General features: G+C 52.3%; 9 protein-coding genes, 4 tRNA genes and 4 pseudogenes. 15 read left to right on the forward strand and 2 right to left on the reverse strand.

Translation table 11 applies throughout. The features are described from left to right. Positions 1-68 precede the first annotated feature (68 nt). A complete protein-coding gene (locus tag JCM15764_RS13720; protein WP_012648723.1) occupies positions 69-368 on the forward strand; it encodes a TFIIB-type zinc ribbon-containing protein in 300 nt (99 codons plus the stop codon). A 105-nt stretch (positions 369-473) separates the two neighbouring features. On the opposite strand, the gene JCM15764_RS13725 is transcribed toward JCM15764_RS13720, so the two are convergent. Together JCM15764_RS13725 and JCM15764_RS23800 are read right to left on the reverse strand one after the other, a co-directional pair. Further along, a complete protein-coding gene (locus JCM15764_RS13725; protein WP_243689007.1) occupies positions 474-1,277 on the reverse strand; it encodes a hypothetical protein in 804 nt (267 codons plus the stop codon). Positions 1,278-1,291: 14 nt separating this feature from the next. Next, on the reverse strand, positions 1,292-1,642 hold the full coding sequence (locus tag JCM15764_RS23800) for a cyclic di-GMP-binding domain-containing protein, MshE-related (protein ID WP_243689008.1): 351 nt from the start codon (positions 1,640-1,642) through the stop codon (positions 1,292-1,294). Positions 1,643-1,806: 164 nt separating this feature from the next. On the opposite strand from JCM15764_RS23800, the gene JCM15764_RS13730 reads away from it, so the two are divergent. The 14 genes and pseudogenes from JCM15764_RS13730 to JCM15764_RS23805 all read left to right on the forward strand — a co-directional run. Next, a complete protein-coding gene (locus JCM15764_RS13730) occupies positions 1,807-2,844 on the forward strand; it encodes a ribonuclease Z (RefSeq protein ID WP_054696659.1) in 1,038 nt (345 codons plus the stop codon). Positions 2,845-2,992: 148 nt separating this feature from the next. Next, a complete protein-coding gene (gene leuB / locus JCM15764_RS13735; protein ID WP_054696662.1) occupies positions 2,993-4,081 on the forward strand; it encodes a 3-isopropylmalate dehydrogenase in 1,089 nt (362 codons plus the stop codon). Positions 4,082-4,176: 95 nt separating this feature from the next. Then, a complete protein-coding gene (asd, locus tag JCM15764_RS13740; RefSeq protein ID WP_054696665.1) occupies positions 4,177-5,277 on the forward strand; it encodes an aspartate-semialdehyde dehydrogenase in 1,101 nt (366 codons plus the stop codon). Between the two features lie 180 nt (positions 5,278-5,457). Further along, positions 5,458-6,465, forward strand: coding sequence for an aspartate-semialdehyde dehydrogenase (locus JCM15764_RS13745; RefSeq protein WP_279384453.1), 1,008 nt, complete (start codon positions 5,458-5,460; stop codon positions 6,463-6,465). Positions 6,466-6,483: 18 nt separating this feature from the next. Beyond that, a pseudogene (truA, locus tag JCM15764_RS13750) lies at positions 6,484-7,217 on the forward strand (tRNA pseudouridine(38-40) synthase TruA). 112 nt (positions 7,218-7,329) lie between these two features. Next, positions 7,330-7,760 (forward strand): annotated as a pseudogene (gene rplM, locus JCM15764_RS13755) (50S ribosomal protein L13). 34 nt (positions 7,761-7,794) lie between these two features. Further along, the gene (rpsI, locus tag JCM15764_RS13760; RefSeq protein ID WP_012648710.1) at positions 7,795-8,187 is read left to right on the forward strand and encodes a 30S ribosomal protein S9; all 393 of its coding nucleotides are present in this window, start codon (positions 7,795-7,797) and stop codon (positions 8,185-8,187) included. Positions 8,188-8,295: 108 nt separating this feature from the next. Next, positions 8,296-9,336, forward strand: coding sequence for an N-acetyl-gamma-glutamyl-phosphate reductase (gene argC / locus JCM15764_RS13765; RefSeq protein WP_054696673.1), 1,041 nt, complete (start codon positions 8,296-8,298; stop codon positions 9,334-9,336). A 59-nt stretch (positions 9,337-9,395) separates the two neighbouring features. Next, a pseudogene (locus tag JCM15764_RS13770) lies at positions 9,396-11,209 on the forward strand (YgiQ family radical SAM protein). Between the two features lie 124 nt (positions 11,210-11,333). Continuing rightward, positions 11,334-11,409: transfer RNA gene (locus JCM15764_RS13775), tRNA-Thr, on the forward strand. Positions 11,410-11,432: 23 nt separating this feature from the next. Further along, positions 11,433-11,517 (forward strand) — tRNA-Tyr (locus JCM15764_RS13780). Between the two features lie 113 nt (positions 11,518-11,630). Further along, positions 11,631-11,707, forward strand: a tRNA-Gly gene (locus JCM15764_RS13785). A 13-nt stretch (positions 11,708-11,720) separates the two neighbouring features. Further along, a tRNA-Thr gene (locus JCM15764_RS13790) sits at positions 11,721-11,796 on the forward strand. A 64-nt stretch (positions 11,797-11,860) separates the two neighbouring features. Continuing rightward, positions 11,861-12,048, forward strand: a pseudogene (locus JCM15764_RS23805) (GTP-binding protein); the annotation flags it as partial.

Genomic DNA, 12,048 nt, shown 5'->3' on the forward strand with positions numbered 1-12,048 from the left:
TGAGGATATGGAATGTTTGACGGCATCGATTGATCCGTTCATCAAATGCAATGACAAAGGAGGTTTTTATGACCAGCAAATGGGAAGAGCGGGAAAAAGCACTGGAAAATCAATATATTTACAATGAGGAAAAGAAGAAGATCGAGCAGATGAGGGAGACAGCCCGCGAAGAGGTCATAAGAACCTATTGCAAAAACCGTTGTCCAAAATGCAGTGCGGCCATTGAACCCATGACCTTTCGCGGTGTACCCCTCGACAAATGTCCGGCTTGCGGCGGCATTTGGCTTGGTCCCAACGACCTGCAGATCCTGGCGTCGAAGGACCACCGGAGCTGGTTCGAAAAGTGGTTCAAGGAAGAGGAGCAGTGACTGCTGATCGATCCTGTTAATTAAAAAAAGGCCCATCGCTCTAAATGCGCTGGGCTTTTTTGCAGGCTTCAAGTAAAAGGGAAGTCTGGACCACTCTCTTCGTTTTCAGGTCATGAGGATTTTGCTTTTGAGAATGAGAATCTCAAAGGCCATGGCAGCTTTGCCAATGACCTTTTGCATGTTGACGACCCGGTCTCCCAGGGGGGCCTTTCCACCTTCCACATATAATATGGATACGGCCCTGCCCATCATCACCAACGGCACCAGCAGTGCGGTGGCCGGTTTTCCCCCACCCATGGCTGTCAGCATGGTGCTGTTGGCTGGAGTGTCTGCCAGAGGCCCGAGATAGAAGCTCTTCCCTTCGGCGACGATCTGCAGCACAGATTGCATTTTCAAGGGGATTTGGAAATCCTCGAAGCCGGCAACCGGCTTGCCTTGGGAAAGGGCGTTCCAGCCGCTGGCTGTGTTGCCCTTGACCATGAAAAGGGCTACGCGGTCAAACTCCTGCCCGACAAAGGTGACGATCAGATTGGCAATGGCATCCCGATCCTCTGCCTCGGCCAGTTCCATGGAAAAGGTGTCGATGGTGTATTTTTCGATGGTCTCATTGACGATACTTGTGGAGACAGCGGGGGGCGTGGGGGATGGCGAAAGGGCGAAATCGTAATTATCCAGCTCGGACAGGAGGGGTAGCTCAATAACCTCTTCTTTCTGGAGTACGGCCGCAGGCTTTGCTGCTTGAGGTTCCGGCACCTTGGCCTTGTTTGCTGTGTCAGCGCCTGCACTCCTGGCAGCCCTCGCTTGTCGCCGTCCCCCATTGGCCACAGTAATGTAGCGCGTTTCCCGTTTGATCCCGTAATGCTTCTCAAGGGCAAGGATAATGCTGAGTTCCGTTGCAATGAGAGGCATAACGATAAAACCTGTCATAAAAGAGATTTCATCGATGGAGCCAGATTGGAGGGATCCTCCATGGCCACGTAAAGCTTTTTCTTATCCAGCCCCAGGGGTACGACCCGGTATTTTCTTACTATCTCTTTGGGGATGAGCTTTAATGCACCGGGATGGAGGTTGATCAACTGCTCTTTGCCGGCACAGGGAACGCCAAGCTTTTTGCTTAGAAACTGGGCCAGTTCCTCTTCCTCGATGTAACCCATTTCGATGAGGTTTGTGCCGATCTTGCCGCCGAAAATAACCTGGCTTTTCAGGGTTTCATCAAGTTCAGCCTGGGTTATTATCCCCGATTCCACCAGCATCTCACCCAGTTTAAGCGCCATCACATCCCCCAGCATCTTGCAAATTTTCCATACTCTAAATGTTCAATCATACACTGTCAACGTCAACCTCATTTGCCATCTGTGGCTATTGATGGAACCGGCAATTTTGACTGTAATTGCTTTGCCGGTAGAATAAATACACATCACTGCATCAGAGGCGCCATATGACCCCTCAGTTTCATCCATTCCTCATTAATGATCCATTCGACGATCCGGGACTTTACATCGATTTTCTCTTCGAGCGGCGAGCGATTCTCTTCGACCTTGGCGACCTGTCAAACCTCTCGGCGCGAAAGCTTCTGCGGGTAAGCCACATCTTTGTCTCCCACACCCATGTGGATCATTTTATCGGCTTTGATCAGCTGGTCCGCACCTGTCTGGGGCGCGACAAAAGAATCCACCTTTATGGCCCCTCCGGCTTTGTCGAGCAGATTGAACATCGTCTGGCCGGATACACCTGGAACCTGGTTGAGAATTATCCAACCGATTTCACCGTTGTTGCCGTTGAAGTGGATGGGGACGGTTCTGCGCTCTCTGCCGAATTCCATTGCCGTGAAGGTTTCCACAGGAGCGTCGGCCGCTCATTTATGGTTGACCATGGGCTATTGCTGGATGAGGAGAATTTCTCGATCCGTTGTGCCTGCCTCGATCACAGGACCACCAGCCTCGCCTTCTGTCTTGAGGAAAAGCAGCACGTAAACGTAATGAAAAACCGCCTGGAAAATCTTGGCCTTGAAGTGGGGCCGTGGCTGGCCGACTTGAAACGGGCGGTCCTGCAGGAAAAGCCGGATGATACGATCATTCGGGCATCGTGGAAGAAGGCAGGAGGTCACGAGGAGCGTGAGATGAAGCTGGGCGACCTGAAGGGCCGGGTATTGCAGGTGGTACCGGGGCAGAAGATTGCCTATGTGACAGACGTGGTCTTTTCCCCCGCCAATGCAGGGAAAATAGTCACTCTTGTCCACGATGCCGATTATCTTTTTATTGAATCCACTTTCCTGAATGAGGAGGCTGACCGGGCCAGGGTAAAATGTCACCTGACCGCAGCCCAGGCCGGCTCACTGGCCCGCCAGGCGGGCGCGACCAGGGTGACCCCTTTTCATTTCTCGGCCAAGTACAACGGCGAAGGCTACCGCCTTGAACGTGAATTGACAGAAGCTTTTGTCGGAGGGGCTACAGCATCGATCCGGCTACAGGAGTAGACCTTGTCATAGTCATAGCTGGAACATTTATTTATTCGCAATTTCGATCGGGATCGTGTGAAATCAGTCCTTTTTTGTTGACAACTAAGCGTTCGGGCAAATAATATCGACCAATTTTTTAAATTGATAATGCGGGGGGAGATGAACAATGACAAAAGCTTTCAAAGTGGCAGTTCTGCCCGGTGATGGTATCGGCCCTGAGGTTATGGCCGAGGCGCTGCGGGTTCTGGACGCCGTCGAAACAAAATACGATGTGAAATTCGAGCGCACCCACGCCAATGTGGGGGGAGCCGGCATTGATAATGAGGGCAAGGCCCTCCCGGAAACTACCGTCAATATCTGCAAGGCTGCCGATGCAATTCTTTTCGGTTCGGTGGGCGGCCCCAAATGGGAAACCCTGCCACCCGATGAGCAGCCGGAGCGGGGGGCATTGCTTCCTTTGCGCAAGATATTCGGCCTCTATGCCAATCTGCGTCCTGCCATCATTTTCCCATCCCTCACCGGCGCCTCGTCACTGAAGGAAGAGGTGATTGCCGGCGGCTTCAACGTGCTGGTGGTCCGTGAACTTACCGGCGGTATCTATTTCTCACAGCCAAAGGGGATCGAGGGCCAGGGACGCGACCGGATCGGCATCGATACCATGAAGTACAGCGTACCGGAGATCGAGCGCATTACCCATGTTGCTTTTCAGGCGGCTCGCAAGCGTTCAAAGAAGGTCTGCTCCATCGACAAGGCCAATGTTCTTTCTTCATCGGTTCTCTGGCGCGAGGTGGTGACCGGCATCGGCAAGGAATATCCCGATGTGGAGCTGACCCACATGTACGTAGACAACGGGGCCATGCAGCTGGTGCGCTGGCCCAAGCAGTTCGACGTCCTGCTTTGCGAAAACATGTTTGGCGATATCCTTTCCGATGAGGCCGCCATGCTGACTGGCTCCCTGGGGATGCTCCCCAGCGCTTCACTGGCAGAAGGGACCTTCGGCATGTATGAGCCATCCGGCGGCTCGGCGCCTGATATTGCAGGTCAGGGCATTGCCAACCCCATTGCCCAGATCCTGTCGGCGGGCATGATGCTGCGCTATTCCTTCGGTTTGGTCGAGGCCGCCGATGCCATCGATAAGGCAGTGGCCAAAGTTCTCGACCAAGGCTACCGGACCAGGGACATCTATCAGAAAAAGGATGGCGAGAAGCTGGTCAACACCAGCGAGATGGGCAAGGCCATAATCGCCGCACTGTAATCGATCTGCACCGAAATGTATTAAAATTGTTGCAAATTTCCCCCTGGAATGTTCATAATTGACCTTCAAAACTTCAATGGAAGAGGAACAAACATATGAAAGTCGGAATTGTCGGTTGGCGCGGTATGGTTGGATCGGTCCTCATGCAGCGGATGCAGGAGGAAAAAGATTTCAGTCTCGGTTTCGAGCCGGTATTTTTTACCACCTCACAGGCCGGTCAGCCTGCCCCCATGAATGCCGGAACCCTGAAAAAAGCCGATGATATAGAGGAATTGAAAAAGCTCGATATTATCATCACCTGCCAGGGTGGTGACTACACCAAGGCCGTACACCCTGAGTTGCGCAAGCAGGGCTGGCAGGGCTATTGGATAGACGCCGCCAGCACCCTGCGTATGGAAGACAATGCGGTCATTATCCTCGACCCGGTAAACCGTAACGTTATAGACGCCGCCCTGGCCAAAGGCCAGAAGGATTTCATCGGCGGCAACTGCACCGTAAGCCTGATGCTCATGGGCCTTGGCGGGTTGTTCCGGGCAGGTCTGGTGGAGTGGCTCACCTCCATGACCTATCAGGCGGCAAGTGGTGCAGGCGCTCCCAATATGCGTGAGCTGTTAAGCCAGATGGGGGTTCTCCACGGCGTGGTTGCCGAGGAACTGAAAAACCCTGCTTCTGCAATCCTGGAGATCGACCGCAAGGTGACCACCACCCTGCGGGATGGCTCCTTGCCCACCAAGGAGTTCGGCTTTCCTCTGGCGGGAAGCGTTCTTCCCTGGATCGACCGGGAGGTGGAAGACGGGCAAAGCCGTGAGGAGTGGAAAGGTTATGCCGAGACCAACAAGATCCTCGGCACCTCTTCACCGATCCCTGTGGATGGCATCTGTGTACGGGTCGGCGCCATGCGCTGCCACAGCCAGGCCCTGACCATAAAGCTGAATAAGGATGTACCCATTGCCGACATCGAGAGCTTGATCAAGAATGACAATCAGTGGGTAAAGTTTGTACCCAATACAAAGGCAGAGACGTTGACCGAACTGACTCCGACGGCGGTGTCCGGTTCGCTGACTGTCCCGGTCGGCCGGGTACGGAAGATGAAGATGGGCCCTCAATACCTGTCGGCCTTTACTTGTGGCGATCAGCTGTTGTGGGGGGCGGCGGAGCCGTTGCGGAGAATGCTCCGCATACTCCTTGAGAAATAATTACATGGATGCGACTTTCGCACAGTAGCTGCGTAAGTCTTCGGGGGGTACCTAGCCTCCTCGCAGCTCCTCGACAGCCTTGCTACTGCACGAAATCCACATCCAACAGGTATAAAGACGCCCCTCTCGGGGCGTTTTTTATTTTACGTATTTAAGGGAGGTATTGGTAATGAGTAAAAAATGGAATATAGCCATTGTCGCGCCACCGGCGCGGTTGGCGCCCAGATGATCGAGTGTCTTGAGGAGCGTGATTTCCCGGTAGGGAAGATAAAATACCTGGCCAGCAGCCGCAGTGCCGGAGAAATACTGGAATTTAAGGGTAAGGCGGTCCTGGTCGAGGAATTGACCCATGATTCTTTCGACGGCATCGACATCGCCCTCTTTTCCGCAGGGGGTGAGCGTTCCAAGGAGTTTTGCCCCTCTGCCGCCAAAGCCGGGGCAATCTGCATCGATAATTCCAGCGCCTGGCGCATGGACGCGGACGTGCCGCTGGTAGTGCCGGAGGTGAATGCCCACGCCATTGCCGGGTATAAGAAAAAAGGGATTATCGCCAATCCCAACTGTTCCACCATCCAAATGGTGGTAGCTCTCAAACCCCTCCATGACCATGCCCGGATCAAGCGCATCGTCGTTTCCACCTATCAGGCCGTTTCCGGTACCGGCAAGAAAGCCATTGAAGAACTGCGTGTCCAAGTGGGAGAGCTTCTCAATGGCCGTCCTGCCAACACCGAAGTTTACCCCCATCAGATTGCCTTCAACTGTCTGCCCCAGATCGATTCCTTCTGCGATAACGGCTACACCAAGGAAGAGATGAAGATGGTCAATGAAACGCGCAAGATAATGGAAGCCGACATCAAGGTTACGGCGACTACGGTGCGGGTTCCCGTTTTCTTCGGCCACTCCGAATCGATCAATATTGAGACAGCGAAGGAAATTTCTGTTGCGACGGCCATGGAGCTGATCGCTGCGGCACCTGGCTGTGAGCTGGTTGATGACGTTGCAGAAGGTATGTATCCCATGCCTGTTGATGCAGCCGGGCAGGATTTTGTCCAGGTTGGACGGATTCGCAAGGATGAATCTATCGAAAATGGCCTCAACCTATGGGTGGTAGCCGACAATATCCGCAAAGGGGCGGCCACCAATGCGGTGCAGATAGCCGAGATTCTCGTTCAGGATCACTTGAAATGAGCTGCTTTCGTGTAATTTATGCGCGCCATTAAGCTGATTATTGAGTACGATGGTACCGCCTATTGTGGCTGGCAGTTGCAGCCAAACGGCATCAGCATTCAGCAGGTCATGGAAGAGGCCCTGAAAAAGATGCTGGGGCAATCGGTTCGTCTTCATTCTTCGGGTCGTACCGATGCCGGTGTACACGCCCTGGGGATGGTGGCGGTCTTTAAAACGGAAAAAGAATTGCCGGTCCGCGCCTTTTCTGATGGGCTCAATTGCCTTCTTCCCTCCGATATCGCCGTCAGGGATGCCGCTGAAGTGCCACTTTCATTCAACCCACGTGCCGATGCGGTCAGCAAACATTATCGATACACCATATATAACGGCAAGCGGCGCTCTCCACTGACGCGGCTTACCTCCTGGCATTTGCGGGGTGTACTGGATATGGAATCGATGCAGCAGCTGCCGCCCATTTTGTCGGCGAGCATGATTTTGCTGCCTTCCGCGCTTCCAATTGCGCTGCAAAAACCACCGTCCGGCGACTGTTTCATGTCTCGGTTGTCAAAGTCGGCGACTCTGTCATTATTGATGTGCATGGCTCCGGGTTTCTCAAAAATATGGTGCGAGTTATTGCCGGAACGTTGGTGGCAGTGGGACGGGGGAAACTGCACCCAGGCGCTATTCCCCTGTTGTTTGCCGAAGGAGACAGGGCTGCATCCGGCATCACTGCCCCGCCGCAGGGACTTTGTCTCATCGAAGTCATTTATTGAGTTTTTAGAAATATCCAGAAAGAATTTTTCTTGACAGTATCTGGCTGATGTATTATGTTACGAACTTTCTGTGATCCAGTATGAATAAATTTCAGCCAGTTGTGAGGGTTAGATGAAGACTACGCAAGTTGCGAAAAAAGATGAAGTGACCAGGGATTGGTATCTGGTCGATGCTGATAATAAGGTTCTCGGCAGGATCGCTACCGAAATAGCCAATGTGCTTCGCGGTAAGAACAAGCCTACATTTACGCCCAGCGTTGATACCGGCGATTTCGTGATAGTTGTTAATGCCGACAAGATCCAGCTTACCGGCAACAAGAATGCAGACAAGATCTACTACAGCCACTCCGGATTCCCCGGTGGACTCAAAGAGATTTCTGCCGGCAAACTGCTGGAGAAGAAACCTGAAGACCTCATCAAGAAAGCTGTTAAGGCATGTTGCCGAAAAACAAGCTGGCCCGCCATATGATCAAGAAGCTGAAGATCTATACTGGAACGGACCATCCCCATGCGGCCCAGCAGCCCAAGGCACTGAGCATATAAATTTTTGATTCTATTGAGATCAGGAGATAGAAAAATGGCAGCAGCAAGCTTTTACGGAACAGGGAAAAGGAAATCCTCCATCGCCAGGGTGTGGTTGAAGCCGGGAACAGGCGTCATAACAGTCAATCACAAGACCCTCGATGAGTACTTCGGTAGGGAAACTTCCAAGATGGTTGTCAAGCAGCCCCTTGAGCTGACCGAGAACCTGGGCAAGTTTGATATCTACGTGACCGTCAGCGGTGGTGGAGACTCCGGCCAGGCCGGCGCCATCAAGCATGGCATTACCAAGGCTCTGCTTGAAGTTGATGCGGCGCTGCGCACCCCGCTGAAAAAGGCTGGCTTTGTTACCCGCGATTCACGCATAAAAGAGCGTAAGAAATACGGCAAGAAATCTGCCCGTGCCAGCTTCCAGTTCTCCAAGCGTTAATCGGAGCTGTTCTTCGCGACAACAAAATAATGCTATCAAGGGGAAAATCCAGGAAGGATTTTCCCCTTTTTTCATTGACGGGTTCAATTTATTAAGGGAGGTAACCACATGTTGAAGGTTGCAATTGTAGGTGCCAGCGGTTATACGGGCATTGAGCTGTTACGGCTGCTTCACGGACACCCCGAGGTTGCCGTCACCTGTGTGACATCGGAGCAGAGCGCCGGTAAAAATGTGGCTGAAATATTTCCCACCTTGCGCAGCCGCTACAATTTGGTGCTGGAGAACCTGGAACCGGTGCGGATTGCTGAGCGGGCCGATTTCATATTCACCGCACTGCCACACAAGGCGGCCATGGAAGTGGTCCCCACATTCCTGAAGCTTGGCAAGCGGGTGGTGGATCTTTCAGCGGATTATCGTCTGCATGATGCCAAGGAGTACGCGGCATGGTATGAGCCCCACATGAATCCTGAGCTTTTGAAAAAGGCCATATACGGCCTGCCGGAACTGCGGCGGGAAAAAATTGCCGAGGCAGACCTGGTCGCCAATCCGGGGTGTTACCCGACCAGCATCATTCTCGGACTGGCGCCGCTCCTGAAAAAGAAACTCGTAAATCCTGCAACTATTATTGCCGATTCGAAGTCGGGGGTCAGCGGGGCAGGGCGCAGTGCCAAGGTCGACAATCTGTACTGCGAAGTGAACGATGGATTCAAGGCCTATGGTGTCGGCGGGGTTCATCGCCATATCCCCGAAATTGAGCAGGAGCTTTCCCTTCTTGCAGGGAAACAGCTGACCATTACCTTTACTCCCCACCTGGTTCCCATGGACCGGGGCATCCTCTCAACCATTTATGCCGCACCTGCAGGCGAAGCCTCTTTGGCCGGACTTGTTGAGCTGTATCGGGATTTTTACCATGGCGAGGCCTTTGTGCGAGTGTTGCCTGAAAATAACTTTCCGTCCACCGCCTTTGTGCGCGGTTCCAACTTCTGTGACATCGGGTTGACGGTCGATAAGAGGACTGGCAGGATTGTCATTGTTTCGGCCATCGATAATCTCATAAAGGGTGCCTCCGGTCAGGCCATACAAAATATGAACATTATGAACGGCTTTCCGGAGAACCTTGGTCTGGAGTCTCTGGGGCTGTTTCCGTGAGCTTATGCGTCTTTCTGGCTGGCTGCGTCACATGTTTGTCGAAAAAGGATCTGCAGTAAATGTCTTTTCTCCCCATCTCAAGGGAAGATGTGAAAAAGCGTGGCTGGGACGAGCTTGACGTCATCTTTGTCACCGGTGATGCCTATATCGACCATCCCTCATTCGGCATACCTCTCCTTGCTCGCTGGCTTGAATTCCATGGGTTCAGGGTAGGGATAATTCCCCAGCCGGATTGGCATTCGAAAGATGCTTTCATGACGCTTGGTGCCCCTCGCCTGTTTTTCGCTGTCTCGGCAGGAGCCATGGATTCCATGGTCGCCCATTACACTCCGGCACGGAAGCTTCGCCATGATGATGCCTATACTCCCGGCAACAGGCACGGGGCGCGGCCCAACCGTGCCACTATCGTTTACAGTTCTCGCCTGAGGGAAGCCTTTCGCCATGTGCCGATCGTCGTCGGCGGCATTGAAGCATCCCTTCGCCGCTTTGCCCATTATGATTTCTGGGAAGACAAGGTGCGCCGCTCCATCATTTTTGATGCCAAGGCAGATTTGCTTATTTACGGTATGGGTGAGACGCCCATGCTGGAGTTGGCTACAAGATTGCGTAACGGCGAGGCGTTCAGTTCAATAACGGATATCCGCGGAACAGCTTCATTTCCAATGTTATTCCTGGCGATGGTCCTGTTCGTGAAATCCCCGCTTTCTCAGAGGTAAACGCTGACCCGGTAAAATTCAACGAGGCTTTCCGGCTCGTCTCTCTGGAACAAAATGCCTTCTGTAGTAGGAAGCTTTGCCAGAAGCATGATAACCGGTACCTGATATGTAATCCACCTGCTCTTCCCCTTTCGGAGGAAGTCATGGACTCGGTTTATGCGCTTCCTTTTACGAAGGCGCTCCATCCTTCGTATAAAGAAACCATTCCTGCCTACGAACAGATAAGAGCTTCTATTACTACCCACCGTGGTTGCTTTGGCGGTTGCGCCTTCTGCGCCATCACCCATCACCAGGGCAAGACAATTCAGTCCCGCAGTGAAGCGTCCATTCTTCAGGAGATAACCAAGCTTTCCGCATTGAGGTGGTTCAAGGGGAGTATCAGCGACATTGGCGGACCAACAGCGAACATGTACGGTTTGAGGTGCGGCAATCCCTCGACTGAGCCTCCTGCCGACGTGAAAGCTGTCTCTATCCAGTTCCCTGCAGAAATCTGTATATGTCGGACAAGCGGGCAGCTGCCCTGCTGGCCAAAATCAGAAAGCTTGAAGGAATAAAGCATACGGTGGTTTCCTCCGGCATTCGCTATGATCTCTTAGCCTTCCAAAAGTCCTACTTCTCGGAGCTGTTGCGCTATCATGTGGGTGGGTTGCTGAAGGTTGCGCCAGAGCATGTTTCAAAAAAGGTAACCGACCTGATGCGCAAGCCGGGCAGCGAGGTATTTGAAAAGTTCCTTGCCAGATTCAGAGAGGAAAGTTCCTGTGCCGGCAAAAAACAATACATAATTCCTTATTTTATCTCGGGCCATCCTGGAAGCACTCTGTCAGACATGGTTGATCTGGCGCTTTTCCTCAAAAGAAACGGATTGAAGGTCGAGCAGGTACAGGATTTCACCCCCACACCAGGCACATTGTCGACCTGTATCTATCATACGGGGATTGATCCTTTTACCGGTAATGCAGTCTATGTGGCAAAGAGCGACAAGGAAAAGAGACTGCAGAAATCTTTGCTCCTTTCCCATGTGACAGAGGAAAGAAAAAACGTGATCCAGGCGCTGCAGGCATGTAACCGTGAATCTGCATCTGGCGAGCTTTTTGGTGGACGAGATGGTCTTGCTTTTCGCCAGAAAAAACATGAAAAGAAAAAAGATAGAGAGATAAGAAATTATTTTTTTTTCTAAAAAAATTGTTGACAGTAAAGTTGAATTGATCTATACAAGGAACTTCGCTTTTTGAAGCATCTTGACCAGGCAGTAAAAAGTTGTATTAAGGTTAAAGAAACATTGCTGGCGTAGCTCAATTGGTAGAGCAGCTGACTTGTAATCAGCAGGTTGCGGGTTCGAGTCCCATCGCCAGCTCCACAGTCAGGAAGCGTTCTTCGTCTGGAGGGATTCCCGAGCGGCCAAAGGGAACAGACTGTAAATCTGTCGTCGTAGACTTCGGAGGTTCGAATCCTCCTCCCTCCACCATAAAATACTACAGAAGAGATGAGATCACGGCAGGCCTCAGGAGACTTTATGTCGCATGTACTGGGTTGCAGTGCTGCTTATCGATTCAAAAATCTTCTGATTTGCAGGAATTGGCGGGAGTAGCTCAGTTGGCTAGAGCATCAGCCTTCCAAGCTGAGGGTCGCGGGTTCGAGTCCCGTTTCCCGCTCCAATTTTCTTCGATCGCCCACATAGCTCAGGAGGTAGAGCACTTCCTTGGTAAGGAAGAGGTCTCCGGTTCGAGTCCGGATGTGGGCTCCATTTATCTGTTCAAAAAATCGGTAAAACGAACTTTTAGGCATTCATTTATAGGGAGGATACCTTCATGGCAAAAGCAAAATTCGAAAGAACCAAACCGCATGTAAACATAGGCACCATCGGCACGTTGACCACGGCAAGACCACCCTGACCGCCGCCATCACCAAGGTACTGGCAGGCAAAGGCCAGGCAGAATTCAAAGCCTTCGACCAGATCGACAATGCACCCGAAGAGCGAGAGCGTGGTATCACCATC

Source organism: Geotalea toluenoxydans JCM 15764, from assembly GCF_001311985.1.
GTDB classification, from domain to species: Bacteria; Desulfobacterota; Desulfuromonadia; order Geobacterales; family Geobacteraceae; genus Geotalea; species Geotalea toluenoxydans.

Coding starts and splice junctions, on each gene's coding strand:
- JCM15764_RS13720 (WP_012648723.1), top strand. CDS start 69: ATGACCAGCAAATGGGAAGAGCGGGAAAAAGCACTGGAAAATCAATAT.
- asd (WP_054696665.1), top strand. CDS start 4,177: ATGAAAGTCGGAATTGTCGGTTGGCGCGGTATGGTTGGATCGGTCCTC.
- leuB (WP_054696662.1), top strand. CDS start 2,993: ATGACAAAAGCTTTCAAAGTGGCAGTTCTGCCCGGTGATGGTATCGGC.
- argC (WP_054696673.1), top strand. CDS start 8,296: ATGTTGAAGGTTGCAATTGTAGGTGCCAGCGGTTATACGGGCATTGAG.
- JCM15764_RS13725 (WP_243689007.1), bottom strand. CDS start 1,277: ATGCCTCTCATTGCAACGGAACTCAGCATTATCCTTGCCCTTGAGAAG.
- JCM15764_RS13745 (WP_279384453.1), top strand. CDS start 5,458: ATGGAATATAGCCATTGTCGCGCCACCGGCGCGGTTGGCGCCCAGATG.
- JCM15764_RS13730 (WP_054696659.1), top strand. CDS start 1,807: ATGACCCCTCAGTTTCATCCATTCCTCATTAATGATCCATTCGACGAT.
- rpsI (WP_012648710.1), top strand. CDS start 7,795: ATGGCAGCAGCAAGCTTTTACGGAACAGGGAAAAGGAAATCCTCCATC.
- JCM15764_RS23800 (WP_243689008.1), bottom strand. CDS start 1,642: ATGGCGCTTAAACTGGGTGAGATGCTGGTGGAATCGGGGATAATAACC.